Source organism: Gracilimonas sp. BCB1 (assembly GCF_040117685.2).
Taxonomy (GTDB): domain Bacteria; phylum Bacteroidota; class Rhodothermia; order Balneolales; family Balneolaceae; genus Gracilimonas.
The window spans coordinates 66,902-87,430 of the sequence record NZ_JBEDYP020000009.1 but is presented as its reverse complement, the minus strand read 5'-3'; the positions used below and the strand labels follow the sequence as shown (position 1 = coordinate 87,430).

Sequence of the window (20,529 nt, the reverse complement as noted above, 5' to 3'; positions counted from 1 at the left end):
TTCCTGATGGGCCATTCAAAATTCAACATTCATAATTACCAATCTTCAATTAAAATCTCTTAGCCAATACCACCGTTTTCTTAAACGTCTTATTTTTACCTTCAGCACTATTGTAAGCTTCAAAGAGCACTATGTAAATCCCTACCCGATTCTTGGAGCCGTTGTCTTTTAAGCCATCCCAAATCAGGGAGCCTTCGAAGCCGGCTTGTTTGCCATCGGCCAGCTTGCGGACTTCCCGCCCATAGCGATCAAAAACACGAACGCGTAACAGGTAATCTGGCTGTTCCAGTTTATAATTGATGAACAGGTTGTCTTCGAATCCGTCATCGTCTGGAGAGAAAGGATTGGGAGTGAAGGTGATGCCCGGGTCATCGGGACTGGCACCAGCTTGTTGGTAGATGGAGTTTTCTGAGCCCGGTGTTCCGCCACTTACGTGTGTGCTGGAGCTCCAGTTGGTCTCATCATTGCTTGGGCTATCAGGATCAATTCGTTCAAGGGCCACGCCGTCAACATCATACAGATTAGGATTATGCCAGCTTTCATCGAAGAACACGGAGTCGATGACCAGCCCGGTACTGTCTGCCAGGTAAATGGCATCATCAGAAGAAGCCAGGCTCAAATTCGAGCGGTCGGTACGGATGAAGAATTGGTCATTTTCATTTTGCAGTTCAAAATATGAGGCCAGCCGACTTTCACTGAATACGGAGGATTGGTCTTCGGCATACAATACAACCGTTTCACCTGAAGGAATCCATCGAAACTCAGAGTTGAATGGATGAACGGATCGGATTTCATTATTCTCATCCGGTTCATCATGGATAAAAAAGCCTTCCAGAGAAACAGCATACTTAGCTCTGTTATAGAGCTCTATGTACTCCGTTTGGTCCGGGAGATTGTCGTCTGAATTGGCAAGCGGATCGAACAGAATTTCATTAATCACCACGCTGCCTTTGGAAAGAGGCTGAGATACTTCAATTGACAGCTCCCCGGATGTATTCCCCCGGAAATCAGTGGCCTGCCCAAAAGCGATGTTAAGAGGCGCTCCGGTTGGGTAGGCGCCATCCCCGATGATGAGGATATTCGCATTTTCTTCATTGTATTCAGTGATGGAGGCGGGCTCTTCATTTACAGTTATTGGTTCCGTGCCGGAGGAGCGAACAAATTCTGAAAATGCCACATAGATTTTACCGTCAGTCTGCAGTTTGGCAAAAACAATTTCAGGCGGGGTTTGATCGGGTTGATAGATTGAACTCTGTGCCCCGGCGCTGTTTCCTGTTTGGGAAGTGCTGGAAGCCCAGTTACCGGCATCATTCGATGCGGATTCAGGATCTTTTCGTTCCAAAGAGATGCCGGTTTTATTCCCTCCCCATGTCTCCCGGTAAAACAAACTGTCAACAATCATACCGTTTCCATCCTTAATCACTATCGCATCTTCATCATCATTCAAAGAAGGAAATCCCGAGAGGTAAACCACATTTTCATTCAATTTAGCTTTGGCAAGAGTACTGCCTGAGGCAAATTCTTCAGAATCGGTAAGTACCAGGTATTCATTACTCTTGATAACAGTCCCTTCAGGAATAGTGGTAGAGCCGGTTGCATCGGAAAAGGTCCAGCCGGTAAGATTGAAATTGTCAGATGTTCGGTTGTAGAGCTCGATAAATTCCGCAGATTCAGCACTTGCTCTTCGGTACAGTATTTCATTAATGATGACATCCCTTGGGGTGACCGGAGAAAAAACCGTGTACTCCAGATCCACTGAAGCTGAAGTCAGGGTATTCCCGAAAATATCCTGTTTATTGGTTACAGTAAGAGTAAATGTATCTCCACTGGAAAGAGAAGTACTCAGGACCAGGGACAAACTATCTCCATTGTAATTTGCCACTTCAGCAATCGACAATGATGGTGAGGTAGAGTAGTTGGAAATATCAGTGGCTAAAACAGAATCGACTCGTTCATTGAAAATCAGTTGAATGGAGTCAGGGGAAGTAATAAATGCATGTTCCAGAACCGGAGGCTCATTATCCTGCTCAATGCGGTTGGGAAGTCCCGGTGTAGATTTGGTACCGGAAGGAGAGTCGCCCCAGTTTTCTCGATAAAAGGAAGGGTGGTCCGGACTTCTGCGTTCGAGCGAAACACCTTCTCCACCCCATTCGGACGTGAAGGTCAACGAATCGATGAGTTCTCCGTTGGCATTACGAATAACAATTGCGTCGGTACTGTTATTTAAAGACGGAAACCAGCTTCCCAAAATGAGAGTTGGCCGGTTCGGGAATAGATCCAGAAATGAACTGTCAGGAGCGAGAATCAGGTAGGAGTTCAGGGTAAGATCAAGTCCGGAGGTGCTGATTGCTCTGCGGTTTCCGGTATTGTCGTTCAGCGTCCAGTTGCGTAAATCGTAATTTTTGTCGGTAGCGTTAAACAGTTCAATAAACTCGGTGTAATCTTCATCCGGTTCATACATAAACTCATTAATGATGACACCATTTCTTGAGGCTTCAGCCAGATCGATGAGGAAGAACTCAGCTATTAATTCACCGGAAGTATTTCCGAATACATCTGTCTGATTACTTACCCCAAGCTGATAGGTAGTTCCGGTTTCTTTTCTGGGAATCTTGGTCGAAAAAGCAATGATTACCGTATCGGGCGCAAGGTAGTTAAATGATTGGGGGAGGAGTGAATTACCGGAAGCTTCAGGAAGCTCGGTGAAGCTAAAGTTTTCGGGGTTGATGGCCGGTGATTCCACAACTCGTTCGCTAAATATGAGCTGAAGAGTGCTGTCATTCACAACTGAAAGGTTATCGAGCTCCGGTGGGGTTTCATCTTCCGGTATTAAATTGGGAAGTCCGGGGGTAGCTTTGTCTTCGGAAGGTGAATCGCTCCAGTTCTCCCGATAAAGTCCGGTCACAGCTGCAGTTCTTCTTTCCAGTGAGATTTCCTCGCCACCCCAACCATCTTCATAGCTCAGTGAGTCAATAATCAACCCGTTTTGATTTTTGATGACGATGGCATCAGAACTATTGTTCAAGGGAAGAAAAGCGACTACTCATATCAATGAGCGGAATGCCCGGAAAGGAAGTGGTCAGGGTGCTGTCGGGAGCCAGAACCACGAATTTACCGGCAGGCAATACAAAGCTTTCAGGAGAGATAAATTCATCACTTCCGGTATTATCGTTAAACGTCCAGTACTGAAGGCTGAATGAGCTGTCCGAATGGTTGTAAAGCTCCACAAATTCCGAAAAGCCGTCACCGGGGTCGTACATAAACTCATTAATCACCACCTGATTGGGCTCAGCGGAAAAAATCACGTAGTAATTGAAGTCGGTTACAATATCCGCACTATTCCCAAAAATATCGGTGAGGTTATTAAGCGTTAAGGTCCAGTTGCCATCGTATTCCTGAAGATCGGTATCCAGTAAAATGCGCAATGAGTCCGGCGCTATTTGTTGAACCGAATTAATGGCAGGGATGGGTGGAGGTGTTGCTCCGGCTTCAGGATTCTGGCTGATCGAATAGTTGCTTTGATCCAAAACTGTTGAAGTATCAGCCCTTTCGGAAAGTGTCAACAACAGGGTTTGACTGTCCACCACCTCTAATGTTGAAATATAGGGAGGGGTAATGTCGGGCTGAATTTGGTTCGAAAACCCCGGAGTACCAAAACCGGGGCTTGGGCTGTCTCCCCAGTTTTCCTGGTAAAAAGAAGGGACAACTGAGTTCCTTCGCTCCAGGGCCACGTCTTCACCACCCCAGTCCGCATTGTATTGGAGGGAATCGATAAGGCTTCCTGACTCATTAAAAAGCCGAATTTGGTCTCCGCCATTATTGAAGGCCGGGAGGGAAGCCTGAAGATATACCGCTTTACCATAAAACGTATTTAAAGTGGAAGTATCAGACGAGACCACTACAAAGCTGTCGGGATGCAGAGTAAAGTTTGAAAAAGAAATTGTGCTGAGTGAGTTATTATCACCAAGTTGCCAGTTCCTCAGGTTTAAATATCGGGAAGAAGTATTTCGAAGCTCCACATATTCAGCCGTACCCGGCGGCGGATCCTTCATAAATTCATTGATAATTACATCTCCGGGTTGATAAACATCATACACAAAAAACGGGAAGGTGGTATCGGCTAAGGTGGTTTCATTGGCGCTGTCTTTAATATCGGAGATGGTGAGCGAGTTTGCCCCGCTGGGAATGTTTGAAGGAAAAGTAATGCGTGCGGTGTCGCTGCTTTGCAGATTTACGGATTGAGGATTTACTGCTCCAGGGTTTAAGGTAAAATCGGATGTCTGAGCGGAGGATGAATCAATATCACGGGAAAAGATAACATCTACTTCTGTATCACTAACCAATGAAACGGAAGTAACTTCAACAGGGGGAATATCAATTTTGAAGTCGTAGTAAAACAGGTCGGATCGGGTAGAAGAGTAGGTATTCTTAAATCCGAAATAGGAGGTGGTAGTATAAATGTTGTCGGTTCCGGTATCTTCCACGGATAGCACGCCGGTATAACCCTCAGCAACTTCCAGCGTCCAGTTTCCGGAGGCGTCCCGGGTTATTTTAACACGATAACCTCCGCCCGAGCTGATATTGGTAATTCCGGTCAGTACTTCATCCGCTTCACTTCCATTGTCAATTCGCAGCAGCCTGAACACATCGCTACTGCCGTTTTCACCACCCCTAAGTTTGTATCCATTCAATGAGGAGGTCAGGTCCTGGTCATCGCTCATCAGGTATATCTCTGCTTTGTTGCCGGAAGAGGGGCTGAATCCATCAAACCTTATAAAAAATTCCCAGAAGCCTACAGAATTAATGGAAGGAGTACTCAGGTAAGAAACACCGGCCCCGGTCGCATTTTGTTGGAGCAGAATATTTCCGTTTTCTTCGGTGAAGATGAAATCGCCAATACTTCCTGTCCAGTCAGAAATATCCTGATCCGAAAAGTCATCCTCGAAGTTTACCGACTGCCCGAATATGATACAGGGCAATCCCCATAATATCACGAATAATAGTACCCTCATGCTCCCGAATTGTTATTCAGTCAATTAAAACAATTGTTTAATGACTTGCATGAAAAAATATCCCGATAAAAAAATAGGGTAAAAGGATGTTCCACCTTTTACCCCTGGAAGGACATTGAGAATGTTGTGTCATTCTCAAGGCAATGATTAGTTTTCTCTTTGTTAGCTGTTTAGTTAGAGCGATGAAACGGGCACTCCTTACAGATTTTTTGTACTTTTTTAGAAGTTTTTTAAAAAGCATCTAAACCTTTAAAAATCAGTAACGCATATGCGAAGTCTTCCTTTTTCAATCGAAAATTTAAACGGCGGATTCATGAAAGTGGAGGGAATTCTGCGCGTGGAAAGTGAGAATCTGGTCTTTGAATACAAGAAAAAAGATGCCGTGGTAGAAGCATATGAGTCTGATTTGATGTCTGAAACCATACCCTTGTCGGAGCTGGATATGCTGGAGTTTAAAAAAGGGTGGTTTAGCGGAAAACTGATTTTGCATGGCAAAAGAGCCTCATCTTTTGGAGATCTCCCCGGTAAGGAGTTAACCGAACGTGTATTAAAAGTGAAGCGAAAGCATCGAAATGTAGCAGCTAACATCTCATCCAATCTGAACCTGAAGCTGTCCGAACAGAAACTAAACGAGCTGGAAGATTAAACCATGAGCATTCCTTTTAACTACTCGATGTACGAAACTGAAGATGTAAAAGTAGAGGTAAAGGAGGTAAAGGGAATTCTGAGTTTCCTTGATGGTGAACTGCTTTTTGAATACAAGGTGTACGATATGATGGGGAACGGTTTGAGCAACCTGAGTAAGTTTTCCATTCAGCTCGACCACATCAAAAAGATTCAGTACAAAAAAGGGTTTCTTTTTTTTACCGGGGGGAAATTGATTATCGAAGCTAATCAATGGGCATTTTTTGAACCGCTGCCGGGCAGTGATCAGGGCAAGATTAAATTAAACATCAAGCGCAACGACAAGAACGAGGCGATCCGGTTTTCCACCAAATTAAACCTGTATATGTCGCAAAAGCGCCTGGGTGATATGGAAGAATAATTTTACCCAAAACGTAGAGACACAAAATCTTGTGTCTCTACGTTATGAAGGGTAAAAATTATGCTATTTCAAAAACCCTTTTTTGGTCAATAATTCGGCATTTAGGATAGCACCACCGGCTGCACCGCGAATGGTGTTGTGAGCCATAGCCACGAAGCTGACATCAAATACTTCGGCTTTTCGCAGCCGGCCTAAATGCAGTTGCATCCCATTCTCCCAATCAGCATGGAGGCGGGGTTGGGGATAGTACTCATTATCGTGCAGGTTGTATAAAGAGGCCGGAGAAAACGGAAGGTCCAAATTACCCACCGGGTTCTGGTAGCTGTTATATGCCTCTTTTAGTTCATTCAGGTTGGCTGGAGGGTTTACCAACTTCACAGTCGCAGATATCATATGCCCGTTGATAGACGGAACGCGGGTTGCAGTAGCCTGAACTTTAAATTCGGGTAGGCTCAAGGATTCACCTGACAGAGAACTCAGTAGCTTCCGGGTTTCCGGTCCAACTTTAGGTTCTTCTCCGGAAATAAAGGGAACCACATTACCCAGAATATCCAAACTGGCTACACCGGGATATCCGGCTCCAGAAACAGCCTGCATGGTGGTAAGGATGAGCGACTCAATTCCGAAGGCGTCATACAATGGTTTTAATGCCAGAGAAAGCGGTACAGCTACGCAATTCGGATTAGTTACAATCCAGCCTTTGCCGTCTTTACTGAACGATTGTGTTTTAATAAGATCGGTATGATCCGGGTTAATTTCCGGTATCAGCAGCGGCACGGTAGGGTCCTGACGGTAATTCTTGGCATTGGAAATGACGGGAATACCGGCTTCGGCAAAAGCTTTTTCGATATCTCCGGCTACGGAGGAATCCAGTCCCGAAAACACAAAATCTACCTTACTAAATTCTGCAGGGTCACATTTTTTGACAACGGTTTCTTTGATGTGTTCCGGCAGCACCACATCCTCAATCCAGTTGGCGGCGTCTTTATATTTTTTGCCGGCCGAACGTTCCGAAGCACCCAGTGCCTCGATTTTAAACCAGGGATGCCCCTGGAGCAAACGAATAAATTTTTGGCCAACGGCACCGGTAGCGCCCAGAATTCCAGCTTTCATCATGGTGATTGAGTAGAGAGTTAAATCAAAATTTGTAAGCACTAAAAATAAACATTCTGCGCCCTTTATGTGAACGTTTTATTGGAGGTTTTTTGTAACCGATTATAATTATCTGAAGAAAAAATGATGCTATGTTCAGGCAGGGAATGGAACATGGATGAGGAGGATTTGACGGGTAATCACAGATTATTGATTTAACTAAAAAAATCAGTGACAATCCGCATTATCAGTGTCATCCGTGTTCCATAAAATTATTGAACCGTGATTTACAGGATGTTTAGGATGACCATGATGAATGGACATATTCAAGGTTCCTTGTTCAGTGTTCTTCCCCGCTTCCATCCCACCAATCTGTGCTCTATCTTTGAGGCCATGAAATTTATATACGAAACGCTCGAAGCTAAATCCCCCAAATTCTATGCCTGGCTGGTGCTTGGTTTACTATTTCTGATCTATATAACCAGCTTTGTGGATCGGCAGATTGTAGCCGTGTTGGGAACAGCCATCCGGGATGACCTCGGCTTCACCAACACGCAAATCGGGGTGCTGTACGGACCGGCTTTTTCTCTGATTTATGCTGTCTGTGGAATATTCATGGGGTGGTTTGCCGACCAGTTTTCCAGAAAGCGGATAATCCTGACGGGGTTATTGATCTGGAGCCTGATGACCGTAGCCAGTGGTTTTGCCAGCTCGTTCCTGTTTCTGGTAACGGCCCGCTTTTTTGTAGGGGTGAGCCAGTCGGCACTAAGTCCGGCCGTATATTCGCTACTGGCTGATTATTTTCCACCCGAGAAAAGGGCGCGGGTATTTTCTTTTTATGCCTCCGGGATTTTTGTGGGTGTAGGATTATCCTTTTTGATTGGCGGATCAGTTGCCGAGCTTTACGACTGGCGGGTAGCCATGAAAACCGTGGGTTGGCCGGGAATTTTGTTATTCGTGATTGGTTTTTTGTTGATTCGGGAGCCGAAGCGTAAATCAGGAAAAAGTGAGCGCAAAGCCACTGACTTTTTTAATGTATTGAAGTTCATCCTTCAAAAGAAAACCGTACGGTACCACCTTGCCGGTTTTTCATTGCTGGCACTAAGCGGATATACCATTCTTGCTTTCATCGGGACTGTGCTGAATGATACCTTTGAAATGCCTTCGCTGATTTCACAATATGGATGGTTTATGTTTGCAACCGGAATCAGCGTAAATGCTTCCGGCTGGCTGGCCGACTTCTTCGCTAAAAAATGGGGAGCTGAAAAACGCTTTGTGATGGGTATTGTAGCAGCCCTTGGCGGTCTTCCATTCTATTATTTCGGGTTGATGGCAGAGTCGGCTTTAGCAGCATTTCTGTTAGTCGGGTTTGCCAATGTGGTCTCTTCATCCTATAACGGAGTGGCAGCTGCGCTCATCCAGTACTTCGTTAAATCAGACATGCGGGGCATGGCCGGCGCGGTTTACTTGTTTGTAGTGAGCATTGTTGGTTTTGGCATCGGTCCGCCCGTAACCGGCTGGATGATTGATCATGTATTTACCGGAGTTTACGGACCTTCGAAAGCACTGCTGCTGGTATTTACAGTATGTGGGGTGTTGGCCACTTTCTGTTTTCTTCAAGCCATGAAGAGTTATGATGAAGATGTGGTGAAGTGATTTTAAGGTACCTGAAGTAACTTCTATGTAGCCTGCCAGGCTGACCACTGATCTAAACAGATATCAAAAAATAAATTCTCCCTCTTGCAGAACTGATTTTTTTCATCTACTTTTAAATTAAAAGTACTTTTCATGAAAGAAGAACAAGATTATATCAAGGACATTGCTGAGATTCGCTCGATGATGGAGCGGTCTTCTAAGTTTTTATCGCTATCCGGATGGGCGGGGATTATGGCCGGTTTGTATGCCTTCGCGGGAGCTTACCTTACCTATAGCTCTTTTGGGTTTAATCCTGACGAGCTGTTCTACACTTCACCGAACTTGTCAAAGGTGGTTGGGTTGGGCATCGGTGTTCTGGTGTTGGCTTTGGTTACAGCCATTTTCTTCTCAAAAAGAAAAGCAGATGAAAGCGGTGAGAGCATCTGGAATGCGACTTCCCGCAGACTTTTAAGCAGTATGGCAGTTCCTTTAGCTGCAGGAGGGGTATTGATTTTGGTGCTTCTGGCAAAAGGACTTATTGGTGTTGCTGCCCCTTTGATGTTATTATTCTATGGACTTGCATTGGTCAATGCCGGGCGGTACACCATCACGGAAGTAAAAATTATGGGTTTTGTGCAGATCGCATTGGGATTGGTAAGTGCCTGGTTTGTCGAGTATGGCCTGCTGTTGTGGGCGGTGGGCTTTGGTGCCGTTCATATGATGTATGGAATTTACATGTACTTCAGCTACGAACGGTGATTGGCAGTGAATGTATCCTTTGATGATTTACATAAAGCATTTGAGAGCAGGATCAGGCTGGGGATTATGTCGGCCCTGGCCGTTAACGATTCGCTTGATTTCAGTGCGCTCAAGGAATTTCTGGATGTAACCGATGGGAACCTCGCCACCCATATAAAAAAGCTGGAAAAAGAGGGCTTCATCGAAGTGGAAAAATCCTTCATTGATAACAAACCAAACACCAAATACTCTATGACAAAAGAAGGAAAAAAAGCATTCGGAAGTTACCTGAATGTCATGGAGGAGATCATAAAAGCTCAAAAGTGAAGCTTAAACCGAACAAAAAAATTTATTCACCTACTTTGTATTTCAAAGTACTTACAATACTTAAACTAACTGAGGTTCAATTATGAATACAGAACAACCCTTATCAAAAAACCTGTTGTACCTTGCGGCCGGTACCGCTGCCATTCTCCTGATTCCATTTACTGCTATGCAATTCACATCAGAAGTGATATGGACTTTAAGTGATTTCTTAGTTGCGGGTACTCTTATTCTTGGAACAGGATGTGCCTATCTCTTTGTAACCCGAAAATCAGGCACATATGCTTATAAAGTTGCCGTTGTTTTTGCATTGGGAACCGGATTCTTATTGATCTGGTCGAATCTGGCTGTAGGTGTAATTGGCTCCGAAGACAACCCCATTAACCTGTGGTATTTTGGTGTGATTGCCATTGGCATTATCGGAGCGTTTATTTCAGGATTTAAGGCCAATGGTATGGTTATTACATTGTTTGCAGCAGCAATAGCACAGGCATTGATAGCATTTGTTGCAATATTCGGGGGCTATTACCAATCACCGCCGAGTTCAGTTATAGAAATTCTTGGTGTAAACGGATTCTTTATAACACTATGGATTGTGTCTGCCCTTATGTTCAGATATGCGGCTCAGAAAGTAACCGAAAACCTTCAACCAAAATAAGCCAATACCGGAAACGGTGTTACTTCTTAAATTCAAAATGAAAAATGGGGGATTTGTCATTTCGAAGGAACTTGTCGACAGAAATGTCAAGAGTCTTTAAAAGCCCGACTTTAGATATCTCGCTCCGCGCGATATCACAAGAAAGAGCCCCCATTTTGAATTTTTCATTTTTCATTTTTCATTTTTCATTCCCAACCCAACCATCATGAAAAACCTCAGAAAATCGCTCGGTACCCGCTTATTTATCATTGCGTTTTTAACGCTGATATTGTTAATCCCTTCACTCTTAATCCAGGGACTGATTTCGGAGCGTGAACACAGGAGGGATTCCGTAGCCCATGAAATCAGCCAAAAGTGGGGAAGTGAGCAAGTTATAGTAGGCCCCATCATAAGCGTACCTTACAGGTATTATTTTAATGGGGAAGAGAAAGTTGAGCAGACCATCCGGTATGCTCATTTTTTGCCCGAGAATTTGAATGTTGAAGGATCCATAGTTCCGGAAATTCGTTATCGGGGTATCTATAAAGTAATTGTGTATAACAGTACTTTGTCGGTATCAGGAAATTTTCCGGCCATTGATTTGAATGGTTTTAAGGTGCCTGTTGAAGACTTTTTGTTAGACGATGCCTTTGTGTCGCTGGGGATATCGGATATGACCGGAATCAAAGATTTCGTAAATATTCAATGGAATGAAAACGAATACCTCGCGAATCCCGGTATAGAATCCAATGACGTGTTGGCTTCGGGGATATCCATTTCCCCCGATCTTACTACGGGCGAAGAATTTGACTTCAGCTTCGATTTGAATTTAAACGGAAGTACCGGGCTTCATTTTTCACCGGTTGGAAAGCAAACAAATGTGGCTCTGGAATCTGACTGGGCAAATCCGAGCTTTACGGGAAACTTTCTGCCTGCTGAACGGGAAGTCACCGATGCCGGCTTTGATTCTGAATGGAATGTGTTACATCTGAACCGGAATTTTTCACAGCAATGGCAGGGACCCAATCAGGAAGTAACAAATACGCTGTTTGGTGTTGAATTGCTGTTGGCTGTGGATGAATATCAGAAAACCATGCGTACCGCAAAGTATGCTATCATGTTCATTTCGCTGACCTTCCTGACCTTCTTTATGATTGAATTGCTCAGCAAGAAAATCATTCACCCCATTCAATACTTATTAATTGGCTTCGCTCTGTTGATCTTTTATACGCTGCTTCTGTCGATTTCAGAATATGTGGTGTTCCAGTTAGCGTATTTAATAGCAGCCGCTGCCATCATTGGGTTAATCACCATTTATTCATACAGCGTTTTATCCGATAAATTGAAGTCAGGAATCATCTTTGGGGTGTTAATTATCCTGTATGGCTATCTCTATATTCTGCTGCAATTGCAGGATTATGCACTCTTACTCGGCAGCCTCGGATTATTTGTCGTGCTATCTGTAGTTATGTATCTAACCCGAAACATCAACTGGTTTGAAATCATGAGCACCGATGACGAACCTACCGCTTAGTAAGGCTGGCAGGGAACGCTATTTGGTGTACTTTTTGATCTGATTAGCCCGGAACATCATATCAGCAGCTTGAAGTATTTTCATTCTTAGCTGCCGGTTGTAATCCGGGTTGTCATCCAGAAAACTTCTTACGGTTTCTACGGCTTCATCCGATGAGTGATTGCCCAGAGTTACATCCAGCCAGCGCTTGGGGAAAAAGATGTCGCCGGTTGTTTGAATTTCCTTCAAAAGTTCCAGGCTTGGTAGTATATATTTCTGTGATGCATGAACCCGAAGCGGATGATGTAAGTAACCGAGTGCGCTCAGTACCCAGGATTCTGTTTTCCGGTTTTCTTCATCCTTTAAAGACTCAAAAAATGAATCGCGCACATCCTGATCAGCTGAAAGAGCAGGCTTAACAAACTCAAACCGGCGCCTTCGGTCAGGGTTTTCAATACGACTTAGTTGTTCAGAAATGATAGACTCTGATATATCTGGGCGTTTGATGGCAAGCTCTGAGGCCATGCTAATGAAATCTGTTTCAGAAAGTCTTAACCCTTCAACCTCCAGTTCTTTCTTCCAGATGTCATAAACTTGTTGAACCTGATCCGGTGAAAGGGCAACATTTCTGAATGTATTAAAGAACGTTTTTTTAGTACTGCTTTGACTTTGTGCCAGCATTTGGTTCCAAAGCATTTCTTCCAGTTCACTTTGAACGTCATTTCTCTGTTCTTCGGTCAACAGTCTCCGGTAAATACTTTCAATATGGCCAAGCGCAAGGTTCAGTAATAACTGATTTTCTTCGGTTTGAACAATGTTGATCAATTCAGTGATGTATGAGTCCGGAAATACTTCATTCTGTTCCAGCATGTTTTCATACAGGTTGATGAGATGAGAACCTTTGCGAACATCCCGCATGTGCTCCCAGTGCTGCAGCGTTTTGAGGTCGGCAGGGAAAAGTCCATAACCACGTCCATTCGCATTAAATACTCTTGTTTCAGCCCGAAGTTTATTGAGGGTCGCAAATTTCTTTTGGTCATCACTAAGAATATCAAAGAACTTGAAAGAACTGTCTTTCGGACTGATGGTCCAGATTCCTACTTGCTGAGGCCACACTCTTTCTAATCCGGCAGGATCAGTTTGAACCAGGACATCATATCGCAATGGTTCACGCCCGGGGAGGTCATCTTCCTTAAATTCTACAGAAAAATGAGGGCGGCCGGCGGTATTCACCCAAACTTCACTCCAGGATTTTAAATCTTTTTTGGTCTTTTGATCCAGAATGGTAATCAGGTCAGGCCAGGTAGCATTACCCATAGAGTATGAGCTTAGGTATTCACGTAATCCTTCCTTAAAGAGTTCTTCACCAACCAGCAACTCCAGCTGGCGCATCATGATAGGGGCTTTGTTATAAATGATAGCTCCATACATTTGCCCGGCTTCATTGAGATTGTCAAGATGCTGACGTATCGGATTGGCTCCTTCCGTTCGATCCACAGAGTAGGCGCTGGAGTGATGCCTTAGCACAAAATTCAGATCATGGTCTATATCAGGGAAATTCGGGTTCATGATTTTGGCAGCCATGAAATTTGCAAACACTTCTTTAGTCCAAACATCATTAAACCATTCCATGGTTACTAGATCGCCAAACCACATGTGGGCCGTTTCATGGGCAATGAGGCTGGCTCGGCTAAGGAGTTGGGAGTCGGAAGGATCTTCCTCCAAAAAGAGGGAAGATGCACGGTATTGAATGGCTCCCACATGTTCCATCCCTCCATACTGGAAGGAAGGAATGAGGGCAAAATCAAACTTTTGAAAAGGATAATCTATCCCGGTGTATTCCTCCAGCCAGCTGAGAGAAGCGGCGTGTAGTTCGAAAATATCATCGATATTCCGGGCTACTTTTTCTTCATCAGTTTCACGGTGCAGCATAGTCATTTCGCGACCACCTACTGTACGTGTTACGGCTTCAAAGTCGCCGGCAACAAAGGAAAACAGGTATGAACTGATTAAATCCGAAGTGGCAAACTCAAGGGTTTTAGCAGAATCTTTTTCAGTTATGGAAGCCAGCGGTGCATTTGAAATAGCTTCCCAGGATACCGGAATTTCTAAGGTCAGATCATAAGTTGCTTTCAGGTCAGGCTGATCGAAAAGGGGAAAGGCTGTTCTTGCCCGGTCGGGAACAAACAGGGTGTAAAGGTAACCGGGGTTACGGTTCAGGGATGATTCGCCAGCCGTAAATTCGATATCCACTGAATTTACACCTTCACTCAAAAGGTGGGCCGGTAATATCAGGTGCTCGTCTTTAAACTGAATTTCTGCTTCAGTCCCATTAATTCGAAGTGATTTCAGCAGTTCAGCAGACTCACGAAAATCCAGCTGAATGTCATGCCCGCTTTCTTTAAGAGTAAAGGTGATGGTTTCAGAAGCGGATATGTTCTCTTTTTCCTTCTCGGGTAAGTTAAAGAACAACTCATAATTAACATCCGAGACCAGGGCTTTCCTGAATTTTGCCAGTTCCAGGGAAACTCCGGGCTCAACCCTGGGAGATGTTGAGCATCCCAGGGTTCCAAAAATCAAAAATGAGATAATAAATAGGGGACGAATCTTGATCATATTCATGGGTCTGATTTTAATTTTCGGACGCAGGCAAAAGTACCAACATTCAGAAAGAATTCAAGCTTTGAATTGTAAAGAATAGTGACAGGCTGATGGGAACGAGCATAAAAAAGCTTGAATCTTTAATTTGTATGTAGAACCTGCAAGCGTCCGTAGGTCCTTGCAGCGTTCGGGGCACAGGTCATATCACTAGAACCGGTGGTTGGAAACAAGTACCAAAGTACAAAAGTTGTTATTCCGGACTTGATCCGGCATCTGAATGCGCAAGGATGCAAAAACTGAATAAGCAATAGCAAAAACAAAAAAAGGCAGCCTGAACTAAATCAGGCTGCCTTTTCAATTTTTGATAAATAATGAAGCTTACTTCAGATCAAAGCGGTCAAGGGTCATCACCTTGTTCCATGCTTTAACGAAGTCGTTCACAAACTTCTCTTCGGATTCCTCTGTTCCGTACACTTCTGCAAGTGCCCGCAGTTCAGAATTGGACCCGAAAATAAGGTCAGCCCGTGTTCCGCTCCACTTCACATCTCCGGTCTTTCGGTCGCTTCCAACAAACACATCCTGCTTGTCGGTAGTAGCCTGCCAGGTTGTATTCATATCCAACAAGTTCTTGAAGAAGTCGTTGGAGAGTGCACCAGTATTCTCTGTAAACCCACCTTTTTTGGAACCGTCATAGTTAGTTCCCAATACACGCATTCCTCCAACCAGCACCGTCATTTCAGGTGGCGTCAAAGAAAGTAACTGTGCTTTATCAACCAGCATTTCTTCCTGCGTGGTATTATGCTTAGGATTGTAGTAGTTACGGAATCCGTCAGCCGGTGGCTCCAGCCATGCAAACGATTCTACATCGGTTTGCTCGGCGGTTGCGTCAGTTCGCCCCGGTGTAAATGGCACGGTAATCTCGTGACCGGCTTCTTTAGCTGCTTTTTCAATTCCGGCAGCTCCACCCAGAACAATCAGGTCAGCCATGGAAACTTTCTTGTTGCCGGACTGATTTTCATTAAACCACTGCTGAATAGTTTCAAGAGTATTCAGCACTTTGTTTAACTGCTCGGGATTATTTACTTCCCAGTCTTTCTGAGGAGCCAATCGGATACGTGCGCCGTTAGCACCACCTCGCTTATCTGATTGACGGTATGTGGAAGCCGAAGCCCATGCTGTGGAAACCAATTCTGATACCGATAATCCGGAATCGAGAATTTTCTCTTTCAGCTCGGCAATGTCATTATCATCAATCAGATCATGACCAACTTCCGGAATGGGATCTTGCCATAACAGCTCTTCTTCAGGTACTTCAGGTCCGATAAGGAGTGATTTTGGTCCCATGTCGCGGTGAGTAAGTTTATACCATGCGCGGGCAAAAGCATCTGCGAATTCTTCCGGATTTTCGTAAAAACGACGAGATATTTTTTCATAAGCCGGATCTTCTTTCAGAGAAAGATCGGTAGTCAGCATAAAGGGAGCATGCTTCTTGTCCGGGTCGTGAGCATCAGGGATGGTTCCATCGCCGGCTCCGTCTTTTGGTCTCCACTGCCATGCACCTGCAGGACTCTTATATTTTTCCCACTCGTACTCAAAAAGATTCTCAAAGAATTTGTTACTCCACTCGGTAGGAGTTTGAGTCCATGTGCCTTCAAGGCCACTGCTTACGGTATCAGCTCCCATGCCGGAACCGTAGTCGCTCTTCCAGCCAATTCCCATCTGTTCGATAGGTGCGGCTTCAGGCTCAGGCCCTTTATGATCTTCAGGTGCAGCTCCGTGCGTTTTACCAAAGGTGTGTCCGCCTGCAATCAGGGCAACAGTCTCTTCATCATTCATGGCCATACGAGCGAAGGTCTGGCGGATATATTTCGCTGCCTTCTTTGGATCAGGTTCGCCATTCGGGCCTTCCGGGTTTACATAAATAAGTCCCATATGGTCAGCACCGAGTGGTTCTTCCAGTTCTCCATCTTCCGTATGGCGCTGATCAGCAAGCCATTCGCCTTCAGAACCCCAGTAAATATCTTCTTCCGGCTCCCACAGGTCAACACGTCCGCCGCCAAAACCAAAGGTCTCAAAACCCATGGATTCGAGCGCAACATTTCCGGCCAGAATCATCAAGTCTCCCCAGGAAAGTTTGTTGCCGTATTTTTGCTTTACCGGCCACAATAATAGACGTGCTTTATCAAGGTTCACGTTGTCAGGCCAGCTGTTGAGAGGAGCAAAACGCTGGTTTCCAGTACTTCCGCCACCTCGTCCGTCAACTACACGGTAAGTTCCGGCACTGTGCCATGCCATGCGGATCATGAGTGGGCCGTAGTGACCAAAGTCGGCCGGCCACCACTCCTGAGAGTCGGTCATGACCTCTTCGAGATCTTTTTTAACCTCTTTCAGATCCAGTTTTTTAAACTCTTCCGCATAGTCAAAGTCTTCTCCCATGGGGTCTGATTTGGAAGAATGCTGACGCAGAATGTTCAGATTTAATTTATTAGGCCACCATTCGCGGTTTCCGGTACCGCCACCGGCCGTCTTCCGCATAGATCCATTATGAAATGGGCATTTACTTATATCTCCGTCTCCGTGAGCTTTAGAATCATTACCTTCATACGTGCCTGCCTTGTTTGCAGAGCCTTCATTTTTATCAGACATACTATCTCCGTTTAATTTCTTTTCAATATAACTGAAAGAAAGGAAATCCCCGGATGACGTTAAAATCAATAAAGCTTTAAGCAGCGATAGGTTTTGTTTATTGGAAGCAAAGGGCTAAAAAACTTTGGCCAGACTGATTTCAAAAATAAGGTTGGCGTTTGGTGGGATATCATCTCCTGCACCGCGACTTCCGTACCCATAAGAGGATGGAACATACAGGGTAATGCTGCCGCCTTCTTCAATTAAAGGAATGCCAACCTGCCATCCGATGATCAGTCGGCTAAGGGGATAGGGGAAGGCAATATTTTTGCCGTCGCTGTCATCAAAGCCACTTCCGTCCGACATCAACCTTCCCTCATACCTAACTGTGATTCTATCACAAAGGGTAGCGGTTTTACCGTCACCGGGTTCATTGATTACATAGCGAAGACCGGAGTCATGCACTTCTGCTCCGATGTTATTCTCTGACAGGTAAGCATCAATTTCATCAATATCTAACTGTAGTTGCGCCTGATTGACGGCCGTATTTGGCTTTTGATTGCAACCGCTGTCATCAGAGCAGGAAACGGTGGTAAAAAACAGAAACAGTACAGGAACAAGTAGTCGGAAGAATTTAAATGAATACATTTGTGATAATCTGAAGATCAGTTCGTTTGAAATAGTAAAATGAAAAGATAAGCGGTTCTGAATAAAGAATAGTGAAGTTTTTTGTTCTGTCCTAGACGTATTAACCAAAGTAACTGTGCGACGGTAAATTGTTGCGAAGCAAGCGTTAGTTAGATTTAAATTGTTCTGTAAAACTAAATATATCGAATCAATATTTTATGGAAGCACTTTTTATTTTGTACTTTGAGGGAGATAAAGATCAAACCAGATAAGTGTTATTATGGCTAATCAACCCGATACTATAGAACGACCCGTTGAAGAGAAATTTGATGACCATCTTGGACTGCAGGATGTGGATTATGTGGAACATTATGTAAACAACGCCAAACAGGCTGCTCACTTCTATATCACAACCTTTGGTTTTGAACTGAAAGCCTATTCCGGCTTGGAAACGGGCATCCGGGATCGGGCATCGTATTATTTGGAGCAGGGAAATATCCGGTTTGTGATTTCGGCTCCCCTGAACAGCAATTCACCGATTGCAGAGTTTGTTCAAAAGCACGGGGATGGAATTAAAGACATTGCCATGCATGTGGAGGATGTGGACCGTGCCTTTAATGAATCCGTGAAGCGTGGAGCTGAACCGGTTTTGGAGCCTCATGATATGAAAGATGAACACGGAACCATCCGAAAGGCAGCCATTAAAACCTATGGCGATGTAATTCACTCATTTATTGATCGCTCTGAATATAATGGTCTGTTTATGCCGGGATTTCAACCCCGAGAAAGCCTGGTGAAAGCAGACCCGGTTGGAATTGAGTTTGTGGATCATTGTGTGGGTAATGTTGAGCTTGGCAGAATGGAAGACTGGGTGGACTTTTACCGCGATGTGCTCGGCTTCACCCAATACATTAGTTTTGATGACAAAGACATCTCAACAGAATATTCAGCGTTGATGAGCCGTGTAATGGCCGGTGGACGCGGAATGATAAAATTTCCGATTAACGAGCCGGCAGAAGGGAAGAAGAAATCCCAGATCGAAGAGTACCTGGATTTCTTTGAAGGTCCGGGTGTGCAGCACGTGGCTTTGCTCACAGGTGATATCATCGATACCGTTGGTAAGCTGAGGGACCGCGGTGTTGAGTTCCTGAAAGTGCCGACTACCTATTACGAAGAGCTGGAAGGCCGGGTAGGTAAGATTGATGAGCCTATTGATAAGCTGGAGGACTTGGGAATCTTGGTGGACCGTGATGATGAAGGATATCTGCTTCAGATTTTTACCAAGCCGGTTGTGGATCGTCCAACGTTATTTTTTGAGATCATTCAGCGAAAAGGCGCCCGTGGTTTCGGAAAAGGAAACTTCAAAGCCCTCTTCGAAGCCATCGAACGCGAACAAGACGCCAGAGGCAACCTTTAAATTTTAAATGCTCAATGCATAAATGTTAAATGGAAGAAGTCGACATTTAACATTTAACATTCAAAATTAATCATTATGTACTACCACGCATTAGGGAAGATCCCGCATAAACGACATACCATTTTTCGGCGACCGGATGGAGAGCTATATACGGAAGAACTTTTCGGAGCGGAGGGCTTTCATGGAAACAGTTCGCTGCTTTATCACCATCATATGCCAACACGGGTAGTAAAGATTGAAGAGGGGGCAGAGGTTATTGTTAAAAAAGCGGATGAAAAAACGCTCCGGCACCGGTTATTGAAGACGAAGGACGTCCCCGCCGGAGGAGACCCCATTACCGGCCGCAAAGTGTTGATGTTCAATAACGATATTCAGATTGGAACGGCCAGGCCAACCGGTAATATGGATTATTTCTACCGTAATGGAGAACATGATGAGCTGTTGTTTATCCATGAAGGTGAAGGACATATTCAGTCTGTTTTTGGCCGGCTCGATTTTGGGTATGGCGATTACATATTCCTTCCCCGCGGTACCACCTATCAAATGAATTTTGAGACAGATGAGAACCGCTTTTTATTTGCTGAATCTACCGGACCCATTGAATTCCCTAAGCGTTATCTCTCCGAGATGGGGCAGTTTATGGAAAATTCACCGTTCTGCGAGCGGGATTTCCGGCTTCCTTCCGAGCAACTATTCTTCCCGGAAGAAGGCGAGTTTGAGGTTCGGATCAAAAAAGGCGGGCGATTTCATCATTACACCTTCGATCACCATCCTTGTGATGTAGTTGGCTGGGATGGATACCTGTACCCGTGGATTTTCAACATTAAAGACTTTGAGCCAATCACCGGGCGCATTCACCAGCCACCTCCGGTTCACCAAACTTTCCGTGGCCATAATTATGTAGTGTGCAGTTTCTGTCCCCGTAAGTTTGATTATCATCCGGAGTCCATTCCTGCACCCTATAACCACTCCAACGTAGATTCCGACGAGATGATCTATTATGTGGAGGGGGATTTCATGAGCCGGGAAGGCATCGGCTATGCGGATATCACACTTCATCCCGGGGGCATCCCACACGGACCGCAACCCGGCAAAGCCGAAGCCAGCATCGGTGCCGAAGAAACCGACGAATATGCCGTCATGATCGACACTTTCCATCCGATGTATGTGACGGAAGAAGCCATGCGGCTGGATGATCCGAGTTATCCATATTCCTGGCTGGAGGATAAGTAGGTTTTTAGATGCAAGGTGTTAGGTTTTAGA

The 20,529-nt window shown here is 44.8% G+C and carries 15 protein-coding genes; 9 read left to right on the top strand and 6 right to left on the bottom strand.

The window, feature by feature from the left end:
- Window positions 1-49 precede the first annotated feature (49 nt).
- Window positions 50-3,025, bottom strand: coding sequence for a lamin tail domain-containing protein (locus ABFW99_RS04500; RefSeq protein ID WP_349355765.1), 2,976 nt, complete (start codon window positions 3,023-3,025; stop codon window positions 50-52).
- Window positions 3,015-5,012 (bottom strand): lamin tail domain-containing protein, encoded by a 1,998-nt coding sequence (locus ABFW99_RS04495; RefSeq protein WP_349355766.1) that lies wholly within the window; start codon window positions 5,010-5,012, stop codon window positions 3,015-3,017. The genes ABFW99_RS04500 and ABFW99_RS04495 overlap by 11 nt, the downstream gene beginning before the upstream one ends.
- A gap of 268 nt (window positions 5,013-5,280) precedes the next feature.
- On the opposite strand from ABFW99_RS04495, the gene ABFW99_RS04490 reads away from it, so the two are divergent.
- Both ABFW99_RS04490 and ABFW99_RS04485 read left to right on the top strand, forming a co-directional pair.
- Window positions 5,281-5,658, top strand: coding sequence for a hypothetical protein (locus tag ABFW99_RS04490; RefSeq protein ID WP_349355767.1), 378 nt, complete (start codon window positions 5,281-5,283; stop codon window positions 5,656-5,658).
- Between the two features lie 3 nt (window positions 5,659-5,661).
- Complete coding sequence (locus tag ABFW99_RS04485; RefSeq protein ID WP_349355768.1) at window positions 5,662-6,057, top strand: hypothetical protein; 396 nt, start codon at window positions 5,662-5,664, stop codon at window positions 6,055-6,057.
- A gap of 63 nt (window positions 6,058-6,120) precedes the next feature.
- Here the strand turns inward: ABFW99_RS04485 and asd are convergent, their stop codons facing one another.
- Window positions 6,121-7,173, bottom strand: coding sequence for an aspartate-semialdehyde dehydrogenase (gene asd / locus ABFW99_RS04480; protein ID WP_349355769.1), 1,053 nt, complete (start codon window positions 7,171-7,173; stop codon window positions 6,121-6,123).
- A 369-nt stretch (window positions 7,174-7,542) separates the two neighbouring features.
- On the opposite strand from asd, the gene ABFW99_RS04475 reads away from it, so the two are divergent.
- The 5 genes from ABFW99_RS04475 to creD all read left to right on the top strand — a co-directional run bounded on the left by ABFW99_RS04475 (window position 7,543) and on the right by creD (window position 12,017).
- Entirely contained in the window at window positions 7,543-8,805 is a 1,263-nt protein-coding gene (locus ABFW99_RS04475; RefSeq protein ID WP_349355770.1) for a spinster family MFS transporter, read from the top strand.
- A gap of 132 nt (window positions 8,806-8,937) precedes the next feature.
- Window positions 8,938-9,543, top strand: coding sequence for a hypothetical protein (locus ABFW99_RS04470; RefSeq protein ID WP_349355771.1), 606 nt, complete (start codon window positions 8,938-8,940; stop codon window positions 9,541-9,543).
- A 6-nt stretch (window positions 9,544-9,549) separates the two neighbouring features.
- The gene (locus tag ABFW99_RS04465) at window positions 9,550-9,849 is read left to right on the top strand and encodes a winged helix-turn-helix domain-containing protein (protein WP_349355790.1); all 300 of its coding nucleotides are present in this window, start codon (window positions 9,550-9,552) and stop codon (window positions 9,847-9,849) included.
- A gap of 82 nt (window positions 9,850-9,931) precedes the next feature.
- Window positions 9,932-10,504, top strand: a complete 573-nt coding sequence (locus ABFW99_RS04460; protein ID WP_349355772.1) for a hypothetical protein — start codon at window positions 9,932-9,934, stop codon at window positions 10,502-10,504.
- A 205-nt stretch (window positions 10,505-10,709) separates the two neighbouring features.
- Entirely contained in the window at window positions 10,710-12,017 is a 1,308-nt protein-coding gene (gene creD, locus ABFW99_RS04455; protein WP_349355773.1) for a cell envelope integrity protein CreD, read from the top strand.
- A gap of 18 nt (window positions 12,018-12,035) precedes the next feature.
- Here creD and ABFW99_RS04450 read toward each other — a convergent pair whose 3' ends face one another.
- From ABFW99_RS04450 to ABFW99_RS04440, 3 genes are all read right to left on the bottom strand, one after another.
- Window positions 12,036-14,612 carry a M1 family metallopeptidase gene (locus ABFW99_RS04450; protein WP_349355779.1) on the bottom strand — a complete coding sequence of 859 codons (2,577 nt, stop codon included), beginning with the start codon at window positions 14,610-14,612 and terminating at the stop codon, window positions 12,036-12,038.
- A 363-nt stretch (window positions 14,613-14,975) separates the two neighbouring features.
- Window positions 14,976-17,243: a catalase/peroxidase HPI gene (gene katG / locus ABFW99_RS04445; protein ID WP_440707435.1), complete on the bottom strand. Its 2,268-nt coding sequence runs from the start codon at window positions 17,241-17,243 to the stop codon at window positions 14,976-14,978.
- A gap of 114 nt (window positions 17,244-17,357) precedes the next feature.
- A complete protein-coding gene (locus ABFW99_RS04440; protein ID WP_440707434.1) occupies window positions 17,358-17,870 on the bottom strand; it encodes an FKBP-type peptidyl-prolyl cis-trans isomerase in 513 nt (170 codons plus the stop codon).
- A gap of 259 nt (window positions 17,871-18,129) precedes the next feature.
- On the opposite strand from ABFW99_RS04440, the gene hppD reads away from it, so the two are divergent.
- Window positions 18,130-19,266, top strand: coding sequence for a 4-hydroxyphenylpyruvate dioxygenase (hppD, locus tag ABFW99_RS04435; RefSeq protein ID WP_440707433.1), 1,137 nt, complete (start codon window positions 18,130-18,132; stop codon window positions 19,264-19,266).
- Window positions 19,267-19,338: 72 nt separating this feature from the next.
- Entirely contained in the window at window positions 19,339-20,499 is a 1,161-nt protein-coding gene (locus ABFW99_RS04430) for a homogentisate 1,2-dioxygenase (protein WP_349353331.1), read from the top strand.
- Window positions 20,500-20,529 lie beyond the last annotated feature (30 nt).

Bases quoted from the DNA above. Each gene is read 5' to 3' on its own strand.
- ABFW99_RS04490 (WP_349355767.1), top strand. From the start codon at position 5,281: ATGCGAAGTCTTCCTTTTTCAATCGAAAATTTAAACGGCGGATTCATG.
- ABFW99_RS04495 (WP_349355766.1), bottom strand. From the start codon at position 5,012: ATGAGGGTACTATTATTCGTGATATTATGGGGATTGCCCTGTATCATA.
- ABFW99_RS04450 (WP_349355779.1), bottom strand. From the start codon at position 14,612: ATGATCAAGATTCGTCCCCTATTTATTATCTCATTTTTGATTTTTGGA.
- creD (WP_349355773.1), top strand. From the start codon at position 10,710: ATGAAAAACCTCAGAAAATCGCTCGGTACCCGCTTATTTATCATTGCG.
- hppD (WP_440707433.1), top strand. From the start codon at position 18,130: ATGGCTAATCAACCCGATACTATAGAACGACCCGTTGAAGAGAAATTT.
- asd (WP_349355769.1), bottom strand. From the start codon at position 7,173: ATGATGAAAGCTGGAATTCTGGGCGCTACCGGTGCCGTTGGCCAAAAA.
- ABFW99_RS04485 (WP_349355768.1), top strand. From the start codon at position 5,662: ATGAGCATTCCTTTTAACTACTCGATGTACGAAACTGAAGATGTAAAA.
- ABFW99_RS04440 (WP_440707434.1), bottom strand. From the start codon at position 17,870: ATGTATTCATTTAAATTCTTCCGACTACTTGTTCCTGTACTGTTTCTG.
- ABFW99_RS04475 (WP_349355770.1), top strand. From the start codon at position 7,543: ATGAAATTTATATACGAAACGCTCGAAGCTAAATCCCCCAAATTCTAT.
- katG (WP_440707435.1), bottom strand. From the start codon at position 17,243: ATGTCTGATAAAAATGAAGGCTCTGCAAACAAGGCAGGCACGTATGAA.
- ABFW99_RS04470 (WP_349355771.1), top strand. From the start codon at position 8,938: ATGAAAGAAGAACAAGATTATATCAAGGACATTGCTGAGATTCGCTCG.
- ABFW99_RS04460 (WP_349355772.1), top strand. From the start codon at position 9,932: ATGAATACAGAACAACCCTTATCAAAAAACCTGTTGTACCTTGCGGCC.